Below are 23,268 nucleotides of genomic sequence, written 5' to 3'. Positions count from 1 at the left end.
ATTTTTAGTTATTTACAAAATTACAAAATAAACCCATTCAGGAGTTACAAATAAGCTAATTGAATTATTATTTGATTATTAATTAGTTATCATTTTTTAACAATTCTATTCCAATTACACATTCTAAACATCTACTATTATTGCAATACTCTTTTTTAAGTTGCAGCAATGATTGCGTTTCTAAAGCATTCTTGGGTTTAATTCCAAAAGAAATAAACTTATCAATAATTGCATTTTTCTCTGCAGAAACTTCAGTTAAAAGTTCCATTAAATCCTCAGAAACTTCTTTTCCTAAACTTTTAGCATAAGCGAATTGCAATGGAATAATTGTATTTATGAGAATTAAATCAATAAACGATTTAGAAAGTGTTTTCTTTTTTTTGGGACTTTCTTTATCAAACTGATAATGATTTTGCCAATAGGGAGCTGCGCAAATTTGAAACAGCTGATAACTCTCTTTCAAAGATCGTAAATTACTTATTTTTGAAAACAAGTTCTGATGTATATGGTATAAATTAGCTAATTGTGACAATCTTATAGTTGGGAAGTTATCCGGTCGATGTTTAAAAAACTGTACCGGTGGAACAACTATTTTATCTAATTGATATTTATGTAACAAATAAAAATAGCGGAATTTTAAATCTTTAAAATAGTTATCTTCTTTTTCGTTATCTAATAATCCTGCAGTTCCAAAAATAAGAGCTTCAAGATTTTCGACTTCAAAACTTTCTTTACGAATTACTGAAAAAGGAATAGATTGGGCAATTTTCATAAAAATTTCACCGTTTGTGTTCAAACCGAAATTTTTTGCTAACAAACAAAATAAAACAGATTCCCAGTCTTGATTCGTTTTTTCTAATAAATCAAAAATTGGTTTTGATTTTGTCTCTAGACGTTCAAAAAAAAGACGCTCTTGCCAATTTTTAAAAGTAAATTCATCAATAGTACTCAAATCTTTTTCGCAATAAATCCATGATTTAGGTGCGACCAAAGAATGGTAATTATTTAGAGTATCAGAATCTACATAATCCTTAAGTTCTAATACCGGAATTTCGCTATTATCACTTCTAAAAACTGCTGCATCATTTTCCCATACTACATGCAAAATTACATTTTCATAACCGGAATCTTTCTCGTGCTGATGGAGATACCAATCCGATGATTTAAGATGAATCTCTACGTTTCCTGCCCATTTCTGATTTTCAATTTTAATTTGTGCATTGAAAAAATCGGGACCTGCAAGTTCTAGATACTGCCCAACATGGATGATCGTAAGGTTCTCTAAGTTCGAGGTTTTTAAATTTAAGGAATCAAACTTCTTGAATTTCCAGAGATAATGTAGAAAATCTTCTTTCATCTTTACCGTATTAGATTGAATACTAATGTAGTAAAAATAATTAAAAGTAAGTTATTTCGAACATAAATTGGAATTACATCCCTTTTAAGAATGGTAATTGAAAGATTATGAAGTAAATATTTAGCGCAGTAAGTACAATTTAGCGCAAGCACGAGCATCAGATAAAGCTTCGTGATGATTTAATTGAATATTCATTTCTCGGCAACAATCACTCAACTTTGTTGGTTTAAGCCCTTTAGCTTTATATATTTTTACGGTACATTCCCAACGAGAGGCAAGGTTTAAATCGTCATAATCTAAACTATAAAGCGCCATAGATTTAGACAAAACATTCCTGTCGAAACTTTCGTTATGCGCCACTACAATTTTGTTTTGCAGCCTTTTTTTTATTTCTGGAAAAACCTCGGCAAAACTTTTCGCATTCATGGTGTCTCTAGGATGAATTCCGTGAACTTGAATCGTAAAAGGAGAATATAAATTATTTGGAGGTTTGATCAAACTGACAAATTCATCCACTATTATTCCGTTTTCTACTGAAACAATCCCAACAGAACATGGATGAAAAGCAGTTGCTGTTTCAAAATCTATTGCGGTAAAAGTCATTTTTGGGAGTAAATTATTCAATTAAAAATTAAGAGAGATTCTTGTGTTTTTTTTTATGACACAATCACTTTTAATTAAAAAAGCCACAAATTAAAATAGTTAACGAAAAATAAATTTTAGCTAAATAGTCTAACTCGTGGCAAAAAAAAAAATCTTATTTTATAGAACCAATAATATCGTATTTCGTAATAATGTGGTGTGCACCATTTTCTAATTCGACCAATACGGCTGCATTATCTTTAGTAAATAATTTTGAAACTTCTTCTATAGCAGTTCCTTTTTTCACAATTGGGAACGGTTTACCCATAATATCCTTAATCGGTTTATCGGCTACATCTTTATTAGCTACATAACTTTGAAACAGATCACTTTCATCTACAGACCCTACAAAACCGGTAATATCTATTACTGGTATTTGAGATATTTTATATTTTCGCATGCGTTCTATAGCGTGTGAAACTAACTCTTCTGTACGAACTACGATTAATGGTTTAGTGATATGATCTTTGATTACATCTTCTGCTTTTGTGATTTCTTCTTCAAGAAAACCTCTTTCACGCATCCAATCATCATTAAACATCTTTCCTACATACCTGCTTCCTGAATCATGAAATAAAACAACTACTACGTCTTCTGGTTTAAAATGTTCTTTAAGTTGCAACAAGCCTTTTATGGCAGCTCCGGCTGAATTTCCGACAAAAATACCTTCTTCTAAAGCTATTTTTCGGGTATAAACTGCTGCGTCTTTATCTGTTACTTTTGTAAAACCATCTATCAATGAAAAATTTACATTTTCTGGCAAAATGTCCTCTCCTATTCCTTCTGTGATATACGAATAAATTTCATTCTCGTCAAAAATTCCTGTTTCATGGTATTTTTTAAATACCGATCCGTAGGTATCAATTCCCCAAATTTTAATGTTTGGATTTTTTTCTTTCAAGTATTTTGCAACACCCGAGATTGTTCCGCCTGTTCCTACTCCTGAAACAAAATGAGTTATTTTCCCTTCTGTTTGCGCCCAGATTTCTGGTCCTGTTTGCTCATAGTGTGCAATAGCATTGGATGGATTATCGTATTGATTTACATACCAAGAATTTGGTGTTTCTGTTGCTAATCGTTTGGAAACTGAATAATAAGAACGTGGATCTGTAGGCTCAACATCTGTAGGACAAACGACTACTTTTGCCCCAACAGCACGAAGAATATCCATTTTTTCTTTAGACTGTTTATCTGATATTACACAAATTAATTTATAGCCTTTAATGATTGCTACCAGAGCCAATCCCATTCCTGTATTTCCAGAAGTTCCCTCAATTATAGTTCCACCTGGTTTTAAGCGACCATCAGCTTCTGCATCTTCAATCATTTTAACGGCCATTCTATCCTTAACAGAGTTTCCGGGATTAAAAGTTTCTACTTTGGCCAATACTAGCGCCTCTACTTCTGCGGTAACTTTATTAAGTTTTACTAAAGGAGTATTCCCTATAGTCCCTAATATATTTTCTGCGTATTGCATTTAATTGTAATTTTTTAGATTGTAATTTTTTAGAAAAACTTTTGCAAAGATACGTTTTTGTTACAAAACATTCTTATGAATGCTATTTTGCGTTCGTGATAATAGCGACATCCTTTGCTTGCGTTCTTAAGCAAGGAAAGATATAGCGGATAGCACGTTAAAACGCCATGAAAAATTACAAAAACTTTTTTGTATGAATTTAGTTGAAGAAATTCCAGATTAAACCAAAACGAATGGTAAAATCGCGGGAAGGATTAGTGGGAGAAGCATAAAAATCATTGCCCATAAGTGAGGAATTAAAATGTTCTAGCTTGAAGTAAATTCTGGTTCTTTGCACTTTGGCATTTACAAAAAAATCAAGATTAGGATGATTGCCTATTTGCTTGTTGGTTTGTACAAAAAACTCGCCTATCACAGGATTATAATCATTCGCAAAATACTTAGAAAAGTAATTTAATGTTATTCCTGTTTGCAGAAACAAAGCTTTTTTGAACATGTAGGTTGTATAATAAATCGTGTTTCTGGTTACTATATCTGGAACGTTTAAAATTTCATTTGTTTGCTTTACTTTTTGATACAAGATGGTGTTGTCTAAAGCAAATTTTCCGAATTTAAATTCTCTACTGGCTTTTACCGAAAGGTAATTAATGGTACCATCATATTGCGCTGGGCCAATAATTTGAGTTCTAGCTGTTTTTTGAAGATCGGTAGAATTGTCCTTGAAATACAAATGATCATTCATTACTGACAAATATACTTCTGCATTTATCCAAGGTGAAATGGCATTGGCTTTTATAACATTAATTTTTTCGTTTTTAAAGTTATTTGACCAATTGTACTGCACATAACTACTCTGGTACAAATTATAATTGCTATTAGGCAGTTTGTTGATGTTTTGATACTGAAAAGCCAATTGAATATCGTCATTCCAATCGTATTTTAATTGCGCATCGAGATTAGAAAGAGATTGTGCTGTAATTGATCTTGAATATAAAAACGTACCGTTCCATTTATCATGTCTGTACTCATACTGTCCGCCGGCACTATTGATTTTTTGGCTAAATGCACTAGGAATCGTGTTTTGATTGTTAAAAATAAGGATTCTGTTGTAGTAATAATTGGATCTGAAATCATCTGCAAAAAAAACAAATTTCCCTAATGTAGTATTTTCATAAACCAGACCTGCACGATTATACATCTTATTGTACCTTGTTTGATCATTGATTCCGTAGTCTAAGAATGAATTTCCAAAACGTGATACGATTTTATTTCCCACAAAAGAAGGAATAGTGGCTTGATAGAATTCGAAAAACTTATTTTCGTAATTGAACTGATGCGTAATATAAAGATTGTTGGATCCTTTTTCAGGGTTGATTCTAAAATTATGATCTACAAAAATTCTCTTCCCTTTTAAGAATGACTTAGCATCGTTCAAATAAACTTCAAAACGTTGTCGATTGTTATAGTTAGGATCTTTACTTTCAAAATCTTGAATGGTGGTGATGCCGCCATTCTCACCGTTTAAAATATCTTGATAGGTATAATGCGCATTTGCAAAATAGCGTTTGTTTTTAGTATTATAACTTGTTGTAAATCTAAAATTTCCTGTACTAGCAAGTTGATTGATATATTCGCCCTCTGAACGCAAACCTTTGTAAGCTATAGAAAAATTAAGATTTTCAGAAGTGTTTAAGGTAATAAAAGCATCTACTGATTGCCCTTTTTTGATGGTGGTTTTAAAATACAATTCGGTTACAGGAGTAGCCACAGAATAATATCTAATTTGGTTGGCTTCTAAAAAATTAAAATGCTTTGCTTTAAAACCAAATTCTGGATAGGGAGATAAGTTCGTGAGGCTATATTGTAGCGTATTGTAAGTTTGTCCCTCATTTGCAAAAGGCAAAAGACCAAAAGTATCTTTTCTTAAATAATTATGACTGTACTCTTTTTGAATAGTCAATGAAGTATCGATATAGGTAGTGTCTCTCTCTAAAGTAATTACTCTATAAAGGTCGATTGGAGCTATTTTAATTTTTGTTGTATCCTTTACTTGCTTTGGCTGACTTGGAGTTTGCGCAATACATATATTAGTTAATAATAATAAAAGAAATATCGCTTTTTTCATAAATAAATAAACAGGAATTAATTGCTAAGCAAAAATAAGATTAGTGTTGAGTTTTACCTCAAAATTATAAAAACCAAAGGTAGTTAAATAAATAAAAAGATGTGATTAAAGCTGATTCAATATCATTTTTAAAACTTATTCCTCTACTAAAACTATAATTAAATTTATCAAGATTTTAATTACTGAATAAAAATAGCCGGGGAAATTTATTAACTATTATGCTACTCTTTGATTGTAAACTACAATTAAGATTTAAAATTGTATCTAACTGCGCTAGGATTGCAACAGCATTTTTTTTATTTCATTTTCAAATACCTCTAAGGTATAATTTCTAGACCAATTGGCAGCAAGAATTTGTTTTTTATCAAAAACCTGTTGATTATTAACCACAGTTTCGATCTGCAAAATATCTTGTTCAAAGTTCATATTTAATAGAATCCCACGATTGTTCTTGTCTAACATATAAGGAACACAAGAAACCGGAGTGGCAATTGGAACACAACCCCAAAACATTCCTTCGGCAATGGCTTTGGGCCAACCTTCACTCTTAGAAGGTAAAATTACAAAGTCACTTTCTTGATATGCTTTTTTTAAAGTTGCTTTGTTTTGATTCCCTTTTAAAACAACAATTCCATTTAACTGATTGGCATAGCAATAGTGTTCTAAATTCTTTCGTTCTTTTCCGTCACCATAAAGAGTTAATTTAACTTTATATCCTTTTTGAAACAATTGCTGTACCAACTGAATGGCATACAATGGGTTTTTACCTGAAACTAAAGCGCCAACAAAAACAAAATCAATCGTTTGCTGAAGAGTCTTTTCTAAAATAGGTGTCTTTTCGGCTTCTGAATACGTTGCGGTAAAAAAGGGTTTTATATTTTTTGTACTTCCCTCCCATTCTCCATAGACTAAAACGGTCATGTTACGAGTTAAAAAAGTATTCGACAAAATCCATTTTTGTAATTTATATGTCCAAGGTTGTTGTGATTTTGGATCCCAATTACCAGCATATTTAGCTGTTTTAGGTTTTGATGGAAAAGCAATTTGAACTAAACAACCTAACAAACCAATATTTCCAGGACAACGCAAGTGAATGTGATCGGCAGAACGCATGGCTCTGAAAATTTGCCAACTAATTTTTGGTGTTTTTATTACTGTTCGAAATAATCCCTTTAAACTCAATACATCAAAATTATCAATGGATAAAAACTTGATTTTAGGATGAATATAAGAACTATCAATTGCTGTTTTAACTGTGAATGTTAATGGAGCAACCACAATAAGTTCTGTTGCATATTTTGCCCAAATGTTCATTTCATTTACATAAGGGGAATAGGCAAAATAGTGGTTTTCGTATTTTAGATGAGAAACGTGAGTGATGATGAGGAATTTCATAAAATTGAATTAAAGTTTATCAAACGAGTAATGACACTTTTAGGAGATAAGAATTCCTCAAAATATTTTCTAGTATTCTTCTCTAATCTTTCTCTAACTTGTTTATTTTTTAAAAGAGTTTTAATTTTATCATCCATACTATCTAAATCATCTACATACAAAATATGTTCATTTTCTTTCAATTCACTAGGAAGTTCATTAATGTGGTGTGTACTAATAATTGATTTACCTAAAGCCAAAAATTCGGCTAATTTCCATCCATGACAAGACAAAACTGCTGGAGTATTAAAGACAACCGCAGATTTTTTTATCTTTTTAATGTATTCCTTTATGCTATATCTTTTAGTAACAACTAAATTTTCAAATCCCATATTATCGCCATTATTTCTAGGTGCAAAACCTCCCTCAAAAAAAACATTAGTTCTCTTACTTGACTTTATGAAAGCTGCACGAGCATTATTAGTTTCTTTTTCATTTCGCCATATTGAACCTGCAAAAAAAATATAGTTTTCTACAGCAGGAGTATAGTAATAGGATCGCATTGGTAGTCGTTTCGATTGTCTCCAATAGTTAGCGAAAAACTCTCTTTTATTAGAAATATATCGTTTGAACTTTATGAAATTAAAAAACGAAATATAAACAGCAAATGGTAAATTCCATATCTTAATAGCAAAACTAGGTCCAATTGGTTTAATCTTATGCAAAGATTCTGTTGGTAAACTAGAAGTATTATAATTTACTTTCCCATAGATATCGCACCATTTCAGTTCTTCCATATTTATGGTATTAGAATCTGTAGAGTCGATAATGATTTTAATATTTAAATTGCCTTCTTCTATAATCACCGCAAAAATTCCTTGTCTGAATTTTGGAAATTTATCGATGTTAAATGAATATTTAGAAAACACTTCCTGAAGTCCCTTTAAATAAAATGAATCATAATAAACATCACATAATGCGTAAACATATACCATTTTATTGAATTTTATAATTTATATAAATCAATTATTAGAATTTGGTTTGCTAAAAGTTAAGCTCCACCATCCCATAATTCTACCAACAGTTTCTGTAAAGACTTCTTTTCTATTGCTTTTTGTAAATACATTACTGAATCTTATCAAAGTTAATACGATAGTAATTGCATGCCATTTTAATTTATCCTTCAAAATTGGTTTTGGATTCTTCACCCTCCAGACATACCAACCGTTGCGTACTACCATTCTCCCATAATGATATTGGTTCGGTCTTCCGGAAGCATCATGATAATGATATAATTGAGCCGCTGTATTTAGATATAATTTCCCTTTTTTGGCCACTCTTATACAAAAATCGGCGTCTTCATATAAACCGTAGCCTTCAAAATAAGTAGAAAACTGAAAGCTATCAAAAACTGTTTTTTTAAAAGAAGAAACTCCACCCATTAATTGTTCTACTGGATATATTTCTCCACTAGGTGGCAAAAAACCAACACTTCTGCCGTGAGAAAAAAGACTAGAAAATCCAGGAGGGCAATCACTATCCAAACCTAACTTTTTTCGTAAAACAAAACGAGAACTCTCTTTGCGTTTCCAGCCATCAAAATAAAATTCCTTTTTCGAGGCCTTATATTCTTTGCCAACTTTTTTCCATTCTGTTTCATTAATGATGTAACCTCCAACTCCTAAAGCGTCAGGATGAATTTTATAGGTAAGTAACAATTTTTCGAAATAGTCAACTTCTAAAACCGTATCATCATCCAAAAAACAAATAATTTCGGAATGCGAATTTACCTTAGTAATTCCAAAATTACGTTGTTTGGTTAAACCTCTTTCTTGATCAGAAACTAGAAAATAAACTAGATTTTTAAACTGATTATCTTGTAAAGCAGTTTGTGTATTTTGATTGAGAGAGCCATCAACAATTAAAATTTCGTCTGGATAAATAGTTTGTTCCTTAACCGATTGCAATAATTTAAACAATGGTTTTGGACGCATGTAGGTACATATAATTAAAGAAAACCTCATGATTTTAATTTTAATTGATGAGCCCAATATACACTTCGTTGCCACTGTTTTTGAAAACAGATAAAATAGCGATAGGGATTCTTAATATTTTGATGTTTGTAATATTTAAAAAACAATACCGTTTTGTACCCTAAAATTTGTTCCTTTGAATTATGAATTATTTGATATAGCATTACTGTAGGAGATGGTTTTGGCTGAATCGCTTCTTCTTGCCAAAGTAATTTTGGCTTTGTACGAAAACCTCCAATAGGTGCTTTGAGATGAATAATTTCAGGATAAGGCAAATACAAAACATCATGACCTTGATTGCGCAACTGCATTCCGAAATCACTGTCTTCGCCATACCCAAATTCAAAAGCCATATTAAATCGAATGTTTTTTAAAACTTCAGCTTTTACAATACTGCAACCCGATCCAAAACTTCCCCATTGAAAACGAACATTAAAAGTTGGTCTTTCTATTTTTTGCAAACAACTTACAGAAACGGCATTAGCGCCTAATTTACGAATACCATAAAATACTTTTTCAATAAAATTATCCGAAATTCTGATGTCATCGTCAGCTAGAAATACCCACTCACTTTCTACTCCCTTTAATGCTAAATTTCTGGCTTTACAAGCGCCTGCTTGATGAATAAATAAATGCTGTATTTTAAAAGGCCATTTCTCATCATAAATATAATTTAAGCCACTTTCACTTCCTATTTCTGGATTTTGTTCGACAATTATAATTTGATGTGGCAATACTGTTTGTTTAGAAAGGTCACACAATATATCATACAAATAATGGGCCCTACCAATAGTCGGTATAATTATGTCAATCGTCATTTGGTTTATTACTTGTGCAGAAGATTGTATTTTAATAGGCTCTAAATTAATGTTTAGACCTTTTTTATTCTTGTAAAATAAAGAAAAAAGCATAGGAAATATAGGGAACTTTCGTTCATAAATCATTAAATTAAAGAATAATAAAAAGACCCATCTGGTTTTATAATATTGTTTTACAAAACGAAAAAGACTGAAAATTGATGCTTTTTTAGAAGTTACAGAAATTTCACTTTTTAAAAGTTTAGGTTCAGAATAACACAATAATCCTTTTGGCATTGCTAATTTGGCAATTGCATTTAAGTAATAATCAAAATTAGCCTCTTTTGAAACTTCCTCATCTACAATATTAAGAAAAGATGCAGAAATTACACCAACCAAACTACTCATTTGCCAAGTAGGAAAAGTCACTTTCTTATTAATATTTATAAATAAGGATTCCTCTACATAACCTATTTTAGAATCAAAAAAATTACAAGTAGCAGAGGAATAAGATAGCATCATTTTATTGTGATGAAACAAAAACGGAATAATCTCTAGGTTTAACTCTTCTTGCGCTAAAATGTTACACCATACCATATTTTTATCAGGAAACTGCTGGGCTAAAGCATGTAAGGAATCAGCAATTGTTCTTTGAGAATCAAATGGTATTGATTGATTATCAACTGTTACTTGCCTTACTTTCGAATTATAATGATAGATTACAACCAAAACTTACTGTATTATCGATTTATAAAAAGCCAAACTTTGTTTTGCCACAACCGAAATACTGAATTTTTCTATTACTTTTTTTCTTGCTGCAATTCCAAACTCTTGACATAGTTTTGAATTAATTAGCAATGTATTAATTTTTGAAGCGTATTCCATATGATTTTCAGGAATAACTAAAAAACCGTTCACTCCATCATCAATTACTTCTGTTGCCCAACCGATATTAGAAGCTACAATGGCTTTTTGCATCGCCATAGCTTCTAGCCAAGATACCGGTAATGCCTCAGCAAATGTGGGAAAAACACAAACCGTTGCAGCTGAAATATGCCTATTTATTTCTGGGTAAGCAACACTCCCTAAATAAGTAACATTTGAGGATGCCTCTTTAGTAAATAATTTCCGCATCATTTCCCAGGTCGATTTGTTTCCGGTAATAATATCTGGAACGTCTTTACCTACCAAAATTAACTGCGCTAATGGATTCTTACGAATAACTTCATTAAAAATAAAAGGAAGTTCTAACAAGCCTTTTTTTCTAATTAGACTTCCAAAATATAAAATCGTATTTTCATTTTTAGAGTTACTTGCAACAAAAGAATTAGTATCTATAGCATTATGAATAATTGTAAATTTTTTTTTAATGCCAAAAATTTCATTTGTCAAATTGGCTGTAAACTGGCTTACCGAAAGCAAGCCGTCTGCTTTTAATAATGCTCTTTTTTCATGAAATTTATTTATCCATTTTACAGGACGATTGTCTAAATGACAAAAATAGGTATCAGAGCCATTTAATCGAATTACAACAGGACACAGGTGAGGTTGTATAAATGAGGTGATGCCCGTCCAATCTGGAGCCTCGACGATATCTATTTTTTTTTCTAGATAAAGTTTATTGATTATTCCTTGTATTTTTTTTCGAGTAAAATACCAAGAAAGCCCTTTCAGTTTTATATTTTTTATCTGTTGAATACAAATCCCATTGTCATCAAAAATAGCGTCTTCTTTTTGTCCATAAACTAAAACGCGTACCGAACATCCTTCTAACAAAAGTCCTTTTGCTAGATTTTTAATACTCGTCCCAATTCCTCCAGAATTGCCTGTTTTAGCATGAGGATATTCTGGGGTTAGAAAAGCTATTTTCATTTTGTTTGATAATTAAAAACTAAATTGCACAGTACTTTAATAAAATAATATATTCGACAATAATATCTATTTTTTTATAAAAAAATCATTAAGAATTCGAGTCGTAAATAGTCGCGCGCCTGCATCATTCATGTGCCCGCATGAAGAGAAATATTGATCGCCCTCTACAGCATTTTCATAGTTATGAATTTCGGGATATATTTTTTTAACTTTCTCAAAATAATCCAATCCTTTTGTATTACTGCACATCGGCGTCATTACGGCAATTAAATTGATGTGATTTTCAGCACAAATTTTTTTGATCTCTTCATAATATTTATTTTGAATCGGCTTAAGAGCTCTGATATCATTTTTCATATTTCCTTTTTTATTTTTTGATAAGGAATAGAACCCCAAATTGTCTAAAACATTAGTCTTTTTATGAATTGTAGCATAAAAGACTTCTCTAAAACCAATTTTATTTTCATATTTTATATATCGATAAAACGGTATATAATACAAGGCATCAAAATCCTCTTCTGACATAAAGTGCTCTTTAATAAAATTTGAATTATGTAAGTAGGGCAGAAACTTAGCGGAAACACCTTCCGATTGTTTAAAATTAGCTATGCTTAAATCTGCGTCAAGAAGTATATTTTTAATCTTATATTTTCTTTCGATCATTAATTTTAAAAGTAATGATGTCTCAAATAAATGACTACCACTTATTCCAAAGTTAAATGTTTTCAGTCCTTTATCTTCGAACATTTGAGATACAAAATGATTATTAGCTCTAGACGATCCTAAAATAATTACATCATATTTCTTAGGACCCGAATTAAATACAGTTTCTATTTTACCCCTATTCTTGGATTGCAAGAAAACTAAGGTATATAAACCATCCAAAATTACCAAAGACAAAAAAAGGACGCCTATTATTTTAACTAAATAAATTAAAAAATTTTTCATTAAAACTGAAAATATATAAATTCTTTATAATCTGAAAAGGTTCCAAAAGCAGCAATTGCTACCATTGCTAACGCTAATTTAACCAAATTCCATTTGCCTGAAAAAGGTTCTAATCGAGCTCTACAATTCCATTCAATCAAAATGAATGCAAAAATCATAATGACTAATTCATAATTACTACGATCATTTGCTAAGAATTGGAAATTAAATTCACGATTGGTAAACATCCTCTTTATATAACTAAAAGCTTCGCCGATTGATTTTGCTCTAAAAAAGATCCAAGCAAAGCAAGTTATCGCAAAAGTGATTACAATATTAAAAAAAACGTTAACCGATTTTAAATCCCAATTTAATGAAACCATTTCTATATTAGAACGGTTCTTTTTTAATAGCAATAAGGGCAAAAAATAAAGCGCGTTGATGAAACCCCAGGCAATGAAAGTCCAATTGGCACCGTGCCAAAATCCACTCACTAAAAAAATGATAAATGTATTTCGAATTTTCATCGCCATTCCACCACTACTTCCTCCTAACGGAATGTATAAATAATCCCGAAACCAAGAAGACAATGAAATGTGCCAACGACGCCAAAATTCGGCTATATCTCGAGAGAAATAAGGGTAATTAAAATTGCGTAATAAATCGATACCAAATAATTTAGACATTCCCAGCGCCATATCCGAATAACCAGAGAAATCACCATATATCTGGAAGGCAAAATAAACCGCGCCTAGCACTAAAGATAACGAATTCATGGAGGAATAATTATCAAAAATTGCGTTGGCATAAGTAGCGCAAGTATCTGCAATTACCACCTTTTTGACTAATCCCCAAATAAACTGAAAAATTCCTTCTTCAGCCTTTTCATAATTAAACTCTCGTTTTATTTTTACTTGTGGTAATAAATGTGTGGCTCTTTCTATGGGACCTGCCACCAATAATGGAAAGTAACTTACAAATAAAGAGTAATCAACAAAGTTGTATTCGGCTTTAATCCTTTTTAAATAAATATCGATTACATACGATAAACCATGAAAAGTATAAAAAGAAATCCCAACTGGAAGAATGACATGTAGTAACAAAGGGCTCGTTTGCAAGCCGAATCCGTTGAGTAAATCCGAAAAGGAATCAGCAAAGAAATTATAATATTTAAATACACCTAAAAAACCAAGATTGACACTGATACTTAACCAAAACCAAAATTTTCGAATACTTTCTTTTTTGGCTTTCTCAATTTGAATACCTGTATAATAATCTAAAAAGGTAGAGAATACTAACAGAAATAAAAAACGCCAATCCCAACAAGAATAAAAATAATAACTCGCTATGATTAATAGCGCATTTTGAGTGCTTTTGTTTTTATTGAAAACAAACCAATACAAGATAAAAACAATAGGCAGAAAAATAGCAAAAGCAAAGGAATTGAAAAACATAAATAGATTAGCGTAATTTGATTAGCAAATTTATAATTAATTATGGATTAAGTAAGGCAAAATGTTGCTGAACCATACGTTCTAAAGAAAAATTATTTTCTATATAAGTTCTTGTTTCTTTAGTGTTTTCAAAAGTACCGTTCCAAACTTGAATAATTAAATTGCATAGTTGCTTTGTGTTTTTTGAATCGAATAAAAAACCATTTTCCAAATGAGTAATAATTGATAATACATTTCCACCTTCATGAGTTGTAATTACTTTTGTATTCGCTGCTAAAGCCTCAACAACACTATAACAAAAAGTTTCTTCATGAGAGGGATGAATCAAATAATCATAAATACAATAAATCGATTTTAATTCAGAATTGCTTCCTTTAAAATTAAAACAATTTTCTAATGACAAACTTTTGACCTGTTGTTTTAATTTATAAGCATATGGACCATTACCGTAAACATCAATAACAATTTCCTTTTTTATGTCTTCAGGTAATAATGAAACTGCCTGAATCAAATCTTGAATTCCTTTGGATTCACGCAAGTGGGAAGCGGTTAAAAAACTTGGTTTAGTGTTACTTCGTTTCGCTCTTACTTGAATGCTTTCTATATTAATTCCGTTGTATATTACTTTAGTTTTCTTTTTTATTTGAAAACCAAAATCTTTAACTATCTCTTTTTTTGTGTATTCAGAAACTCCAATAAAAGTATCAATGTATTTAGAATTCAATAACCCTTTGATTCTTTTCTTTATTTTTTTTACAAAAGAATAACCGTTCAAAGGTCTTGGATTGTGATCAATTACAATAATTTTTGTGTCTGAAAACTTTTTTACTTTTTTAAAAAAAGACGTACATAATTCTATAAAATGAGTAATTACATACTTATATTTTGAATGTTTTTGGGAACAATATTCTAGAAAAAAAGATTCTAGATTTTGATGTTTAGCATCCAAAATCGTCAATTTAGCATAATCGCCATGACTGGATTGATTTGGAAAAAACCAATCGACGTGAATGTTATTTTGTTTGCATTTTGCATCAAACTGCCAAAAAAAATAATCCATGCCGCCTACTCGCTCGGGCGAGAGTTCGTAATTACAAAGTATGGCTATTTTCATTTAAACGTATTTTAAAAATTAACTTTCGTAGAAATATTGTTATTTTACTTTCAATATATTTTGAATATTTAATACTTAAGATTATAAACAAAATAATCATCATTAATGGTGCAATAAAACTGTAAGGATAAAATAGATTAACCATCTTTTTTATTACAACAACCCCAATATATTCGTGAATTAAATATAAAAAATAAGAAGAATAACCAATTTTAATTAATACTTTATTATTTAAAAAAAATAAATAATTTGGAGCAAAAACCATAATAAGAAAAAGAATATACATTATTGAAGTAGAAATTATTTCTACTTCATTGTAAGAAATCCAAAAGGTAAGGTAATATATTGCTAGGACAGCAATCAAATATCTTATCCTAATTTTCCTCTTTTTACTAAACAATTGATAAAACAATGCACCAATAAAAAAAAATCGAAGATGTTTAATAAGTGAAAATAAATTAACTATTTTTTCAAAAATTACATTATTATCGAAATCAAAATAGGAAATAAAACCAAATCCTAAAATTATAAAACTTGAAATAACTAAAAAGTTATTGAAAAACTTACTTTTATTGTAAAAGTAAATTAAACTTGCATATAAATAAAATTGAATTTCTGGCCAAAGACTCCAATAACTTGAATTTATGTAGCTAAAGTGTATTTTTTTAGAAAAAATAAAGTCAAAAATATTGGGTAATAAAAAAGTAAGACTAACTAAATAATTCCTGAATAAATGACTATTTGGAAATACTTTTTCTTCATCAAAAACCAACAAAAAAATAAAGGTTAAAGAGCTGGCAATAAACATGGAAGGAAATAATCTAATAAATCTTTTTTTCCAAAAGTCAACAAATGTCAACGTATTTTCAAGAGTATAACAAATTACAAACCCGCTAATCATAAAGAAAAAAGGTACTCCCTTAAAACCATAATGAAATAGATTTGCATATAAATAAGGGTAGGTAGCATCATTCCATCTATAGAATAAATGAGTAAACAGCACACCTAATATTGCCAAACCTCTAAAACTGTCTAGTAAATCTATTCTCTTTGTATTTATACCCATTTTAAAAGTGTTAAAATGATTCGTTTAGATGTTCCTTCTAGAGGTTTTCCGATTTGCAGTTGAATTAATTCTTTTCTTTTTTCGGTATCCATCTCTGGATTTTGGAGATATAAATTTATGGCGTTTATTAACTCCTGTTCCGTTTTAACAATTTGACTGGCTTTGGAGTTAACAACGTATTCAATATGCGGATATTCTAAAAAACGCTGGTCATCATAAAGTCCATTTTCATTATTACCAAAAACAGGATTAATTACTGGTTTGTCAAATTGCATAAAATCCAGACTCATGGTAGACAACATATTAACATTTAAATCAGAATATTCTAAAATACTTCTTAAATCTATAACATCTTGTTTTGATGGAATTCGTTGTGACCATTCCTCTTGATGTCCTTTTCTAGATAAATGCCATTTGGGATAATTCCATTTTATGAAAGGATATTTGGCAACAAAGCTTTCAAAACGAATGGGATTTTCAGCAGGAGAAGTTCGAACTACAAAATTGACATCTGCAATTTTACTTTTTTGAATAGCTTCGGCAATTACAGTTATATACAGTTCATCATTCTTACTCGTCGAAATATCACCACAGCTAAAACAAATAGTTTTTTTTACAGCATTTAAATTAAATTGGGTATAAAAATCCTCTTTCGTAACTTTATATCGTTCCAAAACATAAGGCTCAAATTGTGGTGTACCAACAACTTCAATATCCTCAGCATTAACTTTTTTATAAAAATGTAGTAATTCAGTCTTCATCAATTCACTCCAAACCAGGAAGTAATCAAAGTCAGCCGCCATTCTCCCTTTCGAAGCCAGATTGTCCCAACTAAAAATAAACGAAGCCGTTTTTATTTTTAATTTCTCTGCCTGATAAACCAATGGTGCAATAAATGGAGGCCGTTGATGGGTAAAAAACAACATATCAAATTGTTCTTTTTGTAAAATTGTTTTATACTCTTTTACAATTGCATTATTTTTAAAAGAGAATTGTTGCAATTTAGTATATCGCTGAATCCAATTTTCCGAATGAAATAGTGAAGTCCATTTAAAAATAAACCGAGAAGCATATCCTCTCGGAGTTTTTGTTTTTGACCTGTTTACTTTTAAATTATCTGTAATTCCAAAATTACCTTTTTTATGCAGTTGCAAATGCGCTACTTCTTTAGCTTTCCTAAAAAACCAAGTTTGGAATTTTTCTTCAAAAACGGCTAATTCTATAACTCTTGTTTTTTGCAGAAAACCGTCATAAACAGATGCTGACAAACAAGATAAAATAACTACCTCATCAAATTGCTGTTCTGCTTCAGGTAGAAAATCACTTAGAATAAAATTTCTAAATCCGACTCCGTCTGTTATAACTATTGCTAGTTTTTTCATTACTTTAATTTTAAACAAATTCGCCTATATTGTTTTTTAATCATTTGTTCAATTGCAAATGTTTTCTTTTTGTAAAAAATAATTTTCGACTTTTGCTCTTTTCTATTAATTTCAAAATTTAAAGATTTACCTAATAAATTATTTATTCTTTTGGTATGTTTTTCACTTAAACCATAACTTCTAGCATACCAAGTATGGCATAAAATTATTTCATCATTAAAAATCATAACTTCATCTGTCATAATTAGCCATTCAATTCCCTTTTCTTTCAATCTGTGAATGTTTAGGGAGATAATTGAGAAGTTTTTTCACATAATTGAAAATTTACAATTGTAGAAAGTATTTCTATATTAGAACTTTCTACTACCAAATTTTAAAATCATATTTTTTAATATAATTTCTTAATTCTTTATCTTTAATATTTGGCATCAAAATTCTATAAACTTTTCTACTGGCTTTATTTTCACTGCTTGAATAATAATTATTAGCTAATAAAACTGCTGACAAATTCAAATCATTCATAACCTCAATTGTATCTTGATTATAGGAACCATGAGGCAGAGCCAGATATTTTATATTCTGAGTTGTTAATTCGTTTAACTTTTGTATCGATAATTGCAACTCTTTTTTTTGCTCTTCATAACTCAAAGTTCCTAAAGAGTAGTGGTTATGTGTATGTATTCCTATTGAAATCAAAGGATGCTCTGATAACAATTTCAACTCTGATCTTGTCAATTAACGAAATTCTTCTCTATGTGAAAAAGAGATATTGTTTATCTTTTCAAACGCTAAAAACCATTCCTCTTTCTCTTCATTTCGCAATGCATGAACAAAATCAGTAAGAAACGTATAGGAACGATTTGATTTTAAAATTGCGTTATTTTGTTTCGGAACATAAAATGATTCCTTGCAATTGGAATAATCAAAAACCAAACGATCCCACCAAAACTCGTCTTTAGAGTCTATATTTAAAGTCGTTACAAAAATGGTTGCAGGTAGCTGATATTTCTCTAATAGCGGTAATGCATTTATAATATTATCCGCATAACCATCATCAAACGTAATTACAAGTCCAGTTTTTTTTAGAGAAGTCCACTCTTCCTCTAGTCTTAGAATTTGAAAATTATTTTTATAAAAAAGTAAATGCTTTTCAAAATTAGAAATATCAACTGACAATCCTGTTAATTTTTCTCCAACGGAATTATTAATTCTATGATACATCATTACTAAAACAGGTCTACCGATTAGAAGCCTACTTTTTACCTTTAAAGAAATATAGTACCAATTTTTAATTGTCTTTAAAAAACTCATTCTCTGTCTCTAAATTGTTTTTGGTGATTCAACTGCCAAATATTCTCTTTTTGAAGACACTCGAGAAATAATGCTGTACTATTTCCTTTTCCAAAACTGGCATCTGACCTTTTAATTTTATGAATATCAATAACTGATAAAGCTTCTTTGATTGCTTGAAATCCATAATCAACATTAATAATATCGGCTTGAACTGCTCTATTTTGTTGACGAGTTCCAATATTAATAATTGGAATTCCATAATAAGGTGCTTCCCGAATTCCTGCGCTACTGTTACCTATTATAAACTGACTATTCTTTAATAGTGTCAAAAAATATTCAAACCGAAGTGAAGGAAAAATCCGGAATCGGGAATTGTATTTTAATTTTTTATATTCTTCTATTATAAATTGGCTTCCCAAATCATTATTTGGATAGATAACAATATAATTATGATTATCGGCTTCTAATGCATTAACAAAAGTTTCTGCATACGATTGCATCTGATTTACCTCTGTCGTAACAGGATGAAACATTACAATGGCATAGTTTTCAAAACCAATATCATAGTATTTTTTTACAACCGATAAATCAGGCAAATTATCCGAAAACATAATATCAATATCGGGTGAACCAATGGTAAAAATGGAAGATTGTATTTCGCCCATTTGCTTCAATCTTTTAGCGGCCTCATTATTAGATACAAAATGTATGTGGCTCAATTTACTCACACTATGACGAATCAATTCATCCACCGTACCTGATAATTCTCCTCCTTCTATATGAGCTACCAAAATATTATTTAAAGAACCTACAATTGCACCTGCTAAAGTTTCTAGTCTATCGCCGTGAACAACAATCAAATCAGGTTTGACTTGTTTACAGTAAGCCGACAACCCTTCGATGGTTTTTGCCAAAGTTAAATCCATCGTAGTCTCATGAGTATGATTTTCGAAAGTATGAATGTTTTTAAAATTACAGCGCTCAATTTCAATGAGGGTATATCCATATTGCTCCTGCAAATGCATTCCTGTAACAAAAACAAAAACTTCAAAATCTTGATCCCTATCAAGAGTTGAAATCAATGATTTTATTTTGCCAAAATCAGCTCGTGTTCCTGTTAGGAAAAGAATTTTTTTCAATTTAGTTTAAAGTATTTATTGTAATTATTTTATTATCAGAAATATCCTTATTTATTAATAGATGAGCTCCAATAATAACATTATCACCAATTGTAAGCTCTCCTATTATTGAAGAATTACAATATATGGTAACATTATTACCAATCTTGTTGCCATCACCATGACCATTTTTTTTATGTCCAATAGTACAACCTTGATGAACAATAAATCCTTTTCCAATTGTATTTCTGCTTCCAATAATAGTTCCTTGACCATGTACAATGTAAAAACCTACATCAATAATGTTATTGAAATAAATTTCACAGCAACATAATTCTTTTAATAACCAATGTATTTGAGGTTTCAACTCTTCTAAACCATGTTTATGAATTTCATTACCTAATCTATATAAGAAGATTGCCAATTCATTACTATTCGATTTAATACTAGTTTCAATATCAGCAGTTGATAAATTTGGAAAATGATACTGAACGTCCGCAACAGTTTTATCAAATGCTGAAAGTATAATTTCATCAAGAATTGTTTTACTATTATAAACCCTAATCAATAAAAAAGCTACAAATTCTTTCATTATTCAAAATCATTAAAATCTAATTGTTCATCATTTTCAATATCTCTTGTAGCAATTTTACCAAGAATACCACTAAAATTTTCCGCTAGTATTTTTCCTGTTCCTGGACGTTTTACCCAAATATTTTCTTTAGAAAACACTTCCCCCTTTTTAATATTTGCTATAGAACAAACCGTTGCAAAAGCAAAATCAATTGTGACTTGCTCTTCGTCTGCTGGTTTTTTAGTTCCACCACGCATCAATGCTATTTCGGCTGAAGAGTTAATTAATTCTTGACAGGCTTTTTCATCCATACTACAAACAATATCTGGACCTGTGCGCTGCATGTGATCTGTAAAATGACGTTCTAAAATACTCGCTCCCAAAGCTACTGCTCCTAAACAAGCATTATTATTCAACGTGTGATCTGACAATCCGAAGACTTTGTCTGGAAAAGCTTCATGCAATTCGACCATTGCACCAAAACGCACCAAATGAATTGGTGTTGGATATAAATTGGTGGTGTGTAACAAAGCTACTGGAACATTGTGTTTGTCAAATATAGCTACTGCTTTCTGAACACTTTCGATCGTATTCATTCCTGTACTCAAAATAACAGGTTTACCAAACAAAGCAATGTGTTCTAATAAAGGATAATTATTACACTCACCTGAACCAATTTTGAAGGCGGGAATATCAAATTTTTTCAATCTTTCGGCTGCTGCGCGAGAAAAAGGTGTTGATATAAAAATCATTCCTTTATTTTCAACATACTTTTTTAATTCTAATTCATCCGCTTCATTGAGTGAACAACGTTCCATTATTTCATAAATAGAAACATCCGCATTGCCTGGAATCACTTTTTTAGCAGCTCCACTCATTTCATCTTCTACAATATGCGTTTGATGTTTTACCACTTCAGCACCTGCTCTTTTTGCAGCGTCAACCATTTCTTTGGCTGTTTGCAAAGAACCTTCGTGATTTATTCCGATTTCGGCAATGATTAATGGCGGAAAATCTACACCTATTTTTCTGCCTGCAATTTCTATAAATGGATTCATAAATTAGATTCCTAATTAGGATTTTATATGTTTGTGGTATAAATATTTAGCGTAGTCAAAGTCTTCTTGTGTGTCGATATCAACGTTGGCAAAAATATGATCTATTTCGAAAGGATAAGCATCTTCAGATATAATTATATCTTCAAGAATTAAAGCCGCTTTTGTAATGTATAGTAATCCATTTTCAAAATACAGAGGATCGATATCCTGACTTCTTTGACCAATTTTATAATTTTCTGGAATAAACCTTTGATCTATTATTTTTCCGAATTTTTTATGATTTCTTGAAACCGTAAACAAACTGTTACACTTTTTTTTTTGATATATTTCAAAAGTTTCTTTCAATAAATTTTCTGGACGAATAGGATTGGTAGCTTGAAGTAAAATAACATTTTCAACCTCTAAATCAATAGATTGCAACACATGCTTTAATGCAGAGACTGTGGGTTCAAAATCACCAGAAATCTGCTCGGGTCTGTCAACTACTTTTGCTCCATATTCTAAAGCAATTTTTTTAATTTCGGCATCATCTGTCGAAACATACACTTCATCAATAAGTTCACTATTGGCTTGTGCAAATAATATACTAAAGGATAGTAATGGGACTTCATCAAGCAATTTAATATTTTTCTGAGGCAATCTCTTAGAACCACCTCTAGCAGGAATTATGGCAATGGTTTTCATATAACAGTTTATTTATCCTCTGGTCTCCAATACAATTTAGTTTCTTCTAGTTTCTGATATTCCTTATATTCCTTCATTGAGAGCCTATTTGAATTTTTAATAATCTTTGGAATAGCCAACAAAACATCTAACATAGCTAACAAAACTGCTTTTAATGCTTTCAAATCACCTTTTAACACTTTCGTTTTTAGTTGAATCCAAAGTGTATAAAATAATTTTCGAGGAATAACTGGAATTGGATAAAATAAAAAATAAAGATACCAACCCGAACGCAAGGAACGTTGCAAACGAACTTGATAATCGTTTTGTTGTTTGCGTGATTTTACCTCTACCCTATGTTGAACTAATATTTCTGGCAAATAATGAACCTCCCAACCTTTTTTAAACAATTGAAAAGCCGCAAATTCTTCTTCGCCATAAAATACAAACCATTCGGGATAATCAGGAATATTATGCCAAGCTAGCATATTCCATACGTGTCCACAACCTACAAAACTTTTTGCTCTTATTACTTGTTCGTTCGAAGATGTATGTTGCGGTAGTACTAAACCCCAAAATATTCTGCAGGCTACGACACCACATTTCGGATTCTTTTTAAAATGATTTTCTATATTCTCAAGTACATTCTTTGATTCAAAATGAGCATCATCATCTAAAGAAATCGTATAATCCGCTTTGGTTTGATTGAGCATTTGATTGCGACAAAAAAGATATCCTCTAGAAAACTCGTTTCGCAATAAAACTATATTGGGATAATTTTCTCTAATAAAAGTACTTGTATTATCTGCCGAGCCATCGTCATATATTATACATTCTACATTATTTTGATCAAGTAAATGCTGAATTTTAGCCAATGTGAATTCCAAATCGGCTTTTCGGTTTTTAGTAGTGATGAGTATGGAGAAAATAGGATTCATATAT

At 30.5% G+C, this 23,268-nt stretch carries 22 protein-coding genes; all 22 read right to left on the bottom strand.

Annotated features, from left to right (window positions below; all coding sequences use genetic code 11):
- Nucleotides 1–82: 82 nt before the first annotated feature.
- The gene (locus H2650_RS04650) at nucleotides 83–1,357 is read right to left on the bottom strand and encodes a DUF2851 family protein (protein WP_188049601.1); all 1,275 of its coding nucleotides are present in this window, start codon (nucleotides 1,355–1,357) and stop codon (nucleotides 83–85) included.
- Between the two features lie 120 nt (nucleotides 1,358–1,477).
- On the bottom strand, nucleotides 1,478–1,960 hold the full coding sequence (locus H2650_RS04645) for a 3'-5' exonuclease (protein WP_188049600.1): 483 nt from the start codon (nucleotides 1,958–1,960) through the stop codon (nucleotides 1,478–1,480).
- Between the two features lie 154 nt (nucleotides 1,961–2,114).
- Entirely contained in the window at nucleotides 2,115–3,476 is a 1,362-nt protein-coding gene (locus tag H2650_RS04640) for a pyridoxal-phosphate dependent enzyme (protein ID WP_188049599.1), read from the bottom strand.
- Between the two features lie 199 nt (nucleotides 3,477–3,675).
- Nucleotides 3,676–5,601: a putative porin gene (locus H2650_RS04635; protein ID WP_188049598.1), complete on the bottom strand. Its 1,926-nt coding sequence runs from the start codon at nucleotides 5,599–5,601 to the stop codon at nucleotides 3,676–3,678.
- Nucleotides 5,602–5,874: 273 nt separating this feature from the next.
- On the bottom strand, nucleotides 5,875–6,996 hold the full coding sequence (locus H2650_RS04630) for a glycosyltransferase (RefSeq protein WP_188049597.1): 1,122 nt from the start codon (nucleotides 6,994–6,996) through the stop codon (nucleotides 5,875–5,877).
- Complete coding sequence (locus tag H2650_RS04625) at nucleotides 6,993–7,970, bottom strand: glycosyltransferase (RefSeq protein ID WP_188049596.1); 978 nt, start codon at nucleotides 7,968–7,970, stop codon at nucleotides 6,993–6,995. Before H2650_RS04625 ends, H2650_RS04630 begins: the two co-directional genes overlap by 4 nt.
- Before the next feature lie 27 nt (nucleotides 7,971–7,997).
- Nucleotides 7,998–8,999 (bottom strand): glycosyltransferase family 2 protein, encoded by a 1,002-nt coding sequence (locus H2650_RS04620; protein ID WP_188049595.1) that lies wholly within the window; start codon nucleotides 8,997–8,999, stop codon nucleotides 7,998–8,000.
- Nucleotides 8,996–10,534: a glycosyltransferase family 2 protein gene (locus H2650_RS04615; RefSeq protein WP_188049594.1), complete on the bottom strand. Its 1,539-nt coding sequence runs from the start codon at nucleotides 10,532–10,534 to the stop codon at nucleotides 8,996–8,998. The genes H2650_RS04620 and H2650_RS04615 overlap by 4 nt, the downstream gene beginning before the upstream one ends.
- 3 nt (nucleotides 10,535–10,537) lie before the next feature.
- The gene (locus H2650_RS04610; RefSeq protein ID WP_188049593.1) at nucleotides 10,538–11,677 is read right to left on the bottom strand and encodes a glycosyltransferase family 4 protein; all 1,140 of its coding nucleotides are present in this window, start codon (nucleotides 11,675–11,677) and stop codon (nucleotides 10,538–10,540) included.
- Between the two features lie 66 nt (nucleotides 11,678–11,743).
- Complete coding sequence (locus H2650_RS04605; RefSeq protein ID WP_188049592.1) at nucleotides 11,744–12,625, bottom strand: hypothetical protein; 882 nt, start codon at nucleotides 12,623–12,625, stop codon at nucleotides 11,744–11,746.
- Nucleotides 12,625–14,058: an MBOAT family protein gene (locus H2650_RS04600; protein WP_188049591.1), complete on the bottom strand. Its 1,434-nt coding sequence runs from the start codon at nucleotides 14,056–14,058 to the stop codon at nucleotides 12,625–12,627. Before H2650_RS04600 ends, H2650_RS04605 begins: the two co-directional genes overlap by 1 nt.
- 40 nt (nucleotides 14,059–14,098) lie before the next feature.
- Entirely contained in the window at nucleotides 14,099–15,172 is a 1,074-nt protein-coding gene (locus tag H2650_RS04595) for a glycosyltransferase family 4 protein (RefSeq protein ID WP_255462795.1), read from the bottom strand.
- Nucleotides 15,150–16,238, bottom strand: coding sequence for an acyltransferase (locus tag H2650_RS16000; protein WP_188049590.1), 1,089 nt, complete (start codon nucleotides 16,236–16,238; stop codon nucleotides 15,150–15,152). Before H2650_RS16000 ends, H2650_RS04595 begins: the two co-directional genes overlap by 23 nt.
- The gene (locus H2650_RS04585) at nucleotides 16,229–17,620 is read right to left on the bottom strand and encodes a hypothetical protein (RefSeq protein ID WP_188049589.1); all 1,392 of its coding nucleotides are present in this window, start codon (nucleotides 17,618–17,620) and stop codon (nucleotides 16,229–16,231) included. Before H2650_RS04585 ends, H2650_RS16000 begins: the two co-directional genes overlap by 10 nt.
- A complete protein-coding gene (locus H2650_RS04580; protein WP_188049588.1) occupies nucleotides 17,620–17,892 on the bottom strand; it encodes a hypothetical protein in 273 nt (90 codons plus the stop codon). The genes H2650_RS04585 and H2650_RS04580 overlap by 1 nt, the downstream gene beginning before the upstream one ends.
- A 91-nt stretch (nucleotides 17,893–17,983) precedes the next feature.
- Nucleotides 17,984–18,355: a polysaccharide deacetylase family protein gene (locus H2650_RS04575; protein WP_188049587.1), complete on the bottom strand. Its 372-nt coding sequence runs from the start codon at nucleotides 18,353–18,355 to the stop codon at nucleotides 17,984–17,986.
- A complete protein-coding gene (locus tag H2650_RS04570) occupies nucleotides 18,356–18,931 on the bottom strand; it encodes a polysaccharide deacetylase family protein (RefSeq protein ID WP_188049586.1) in 576 nt (191 codons plus the stop codon).
- Entirely contained in the window at nucleotides 18,928–20,052 is a 1,125-nt protein-coding gene (neuC, locus tag H2650_RS04565) for a UDP-N-acetylglucosamine 2-epimerase (protein ID WP_188049585.1), read from the bottom strand. Before neuC ends, H2650_RS04570 begins: the two co-directional genes overlap by 4 nt.
- A gap of 1 nt (nucleotide 20,053) precedes the next feature.
- Entirely contained in the window at nucleotides 20,054–20,623 is a 570-nt protein-coding gene (locus tag H2650_RS04560; protein WP_188049584.1) for a hypothetical protein, read from the bottom strand.
- A complete protein-coding gene (gene neuB / locus H2650_RS04555) occupies nucleotides 20,623–21,663 on the bottom strand; it encodes an N-acetylneuraminate synthase (protein WP_188049583.1) in 1,041 nt (346 codons plus the stop codon). Before neuB ends, H2650_RS04560 begins: the two co-directional genes overlap by 1 nt.
- 15 nt (nucleotides 21,664–21,678) lie before the next feature.
- Nucleotides 21,679–22,347, bottom strand: coding sequence for a cytidylyltransferase domain-containing protein (locus H2650_RS04550; RefSeq protein WP_188049582.1), 669 nt, complete (start codon nucleotides 22,345–22,347; stop codon nucleotides 21,679–21,681).
- An 8-nt stretch (nucleotides 22,348–22,355) separates the two neighbouring features.
- Complete coding sequence (locus tag H2650_RS04545) at nucleotides 22,356–23,264, bottom strand: glycosyltransferase family 2 protein (protein ID WP_188049581.1); 909 nt, start codon at nucleotides 23,262–23,264, stop codon at nucleotides 22,356–22,358.
- Nucleotides 23,265–23,268 lie beyond the last annotated feature (4 nt).

Source organism: Flavobacterium sp. GP15, from assembly GCF_014281985.1.
GTDB lineage: Bacteria > Bacteroidota > Bacteroidia > Flavobacteriales > Flavobacteriaceae > Flavobacterium > Flavobacterium pygoscelis.
The sequence above is the reverse complement of the archived record's forward strand: the minus strand, read 5'-3'. Positions and strand labels throughout refer to the sequence as shown.

Excerpts from the sequence above, each read along its gene's own strand:
- H2650_RS04650 (WP_188049601.1), bottom strand. The coding sequence starts at position 1,357 with ATGAAAGAAGATTTTCTACATTATCTCTGGAAATTCAAGAAGTTTGAT.
- H2650_RS04645 (WP_188049600.1), bottom strand. The coding sequence starts at position 1,960 with ATGACTTTTACCGCAATAGATTTTGAAACAGCAACTGCTTTTCATCCA.
- H2650_RS04640 (WP_188049599.1), bottom strand. The coding sequence starts at position 3,476 with ATGCAATACGCAGAAAATATATTAGGGACTATAGGGAATACTCCTTTA.
- H2650_RS04635 (WP_188049598.1), bottom strand. The coding sequence starts at position 5,601 with ATGAAAAAAGCGATATTTCTTTTATTATTATTAACTAATATATGTATT.
- H2650_RS04630 (WP_188049597.1), bottom strand. The coding sequence starts at position 6,996 with ATGAAATTCCTCATCATCACTCACGTTTCTCATCTAAAATACGAAAAC.
- H2650_RS04625 (WP_188049596.1), bottom strand. The coding sequence starts at position 7,970 with ATGGTATATGTTTACGCATTATGTGATGTTTATTATGATTCATTTTAT.
- H2650_RS04620 (WP_188049595.1), bottom strand. The coding sequence starts at position 8,999 with ATGAGGTTTTCTTTAATTATATGTACCTACATGCGTCCAAAACCATTG.
- H2650_RS04610 (WP_188049593.1), bottom strand. The coding sequence starts at position 11,677 with ATGAAAATAGCTTTTCTAACCCCAGAATATCCTCATGCTAAAACAGGC.
- H2650_RS04605 (WP_188049592.1), bottom strand. The coding sequence starts at position 12,625 with ATGAAAAATTTTTTAATTTATTTAGTTAAAATAATAGGCGTCCTTTTT.
- H2650_RS04600 (WP_188049591.1), bottom strand. The coding sequence starts at position 14,058 with ATGTTTTTCAATTCCTTTGCTTTTGCTATTTTTCTGCCTATTGTTTTT.
- H2650_RS04595 (WP_255462795.1), bottom strand. The coding sequence starts at position 15,172 with ATGAAAATAGCCATACTTTGTAATTACGAACTCTCGCCCGAGCGAGTA.
- H2650_RS16000 (WP_188049590.1), bottom strand. The coding sequence starts at position 16,238 with ATGGGTATAAATACAAAGAGAATAGATTTACTAGACAGTTTTAGAGGT.
- H2650_RS04585 (WP_188049589.1), bottom strand. The coding sequence starts at position 17,620 with ATGAAAAAACTAGCAATAGTTATAACAGACGGAGTCGGATTTAGAAAT.
- H2650_RS04570 (WP_188049586.1), bottom strand. The coding sequence starts at position 18,931 with ATGAGTTTTTTAAAGACAATTAAAAATTGGTACTATATTTCTTTAAAG.
- H2650_RS04560 (WP_188049584.1), bottom strand. The coding sequence starts at position 20,623 with ATGAAAGAATTTGTAGCTTTTTTATTGATTAGGGTTTATAATAGTAAA.
- neuB (WP_188049583.1), bottom strand. The coding sequence starts at position 21,663 with ATGAATCCATTTATAGAAATTGCAGGCAGAAAAATAGGTGTAGATTTT.
- H2650_RS04550 (WP_188049582.1), bottom strand. The coding sequence starts at position 22,347 with ATGAAAACCATTGCCATAATTCCTGCTAGAGGTGGTTCTAAGAGATTG.
- H2650_RS04545 (WP_188049581.1), bottom strand. The coding sequence starts at position 23,264 with ATGAATCCTATTTTCTCCATACTCATCACTACTAAAAACCGAAAAGCC.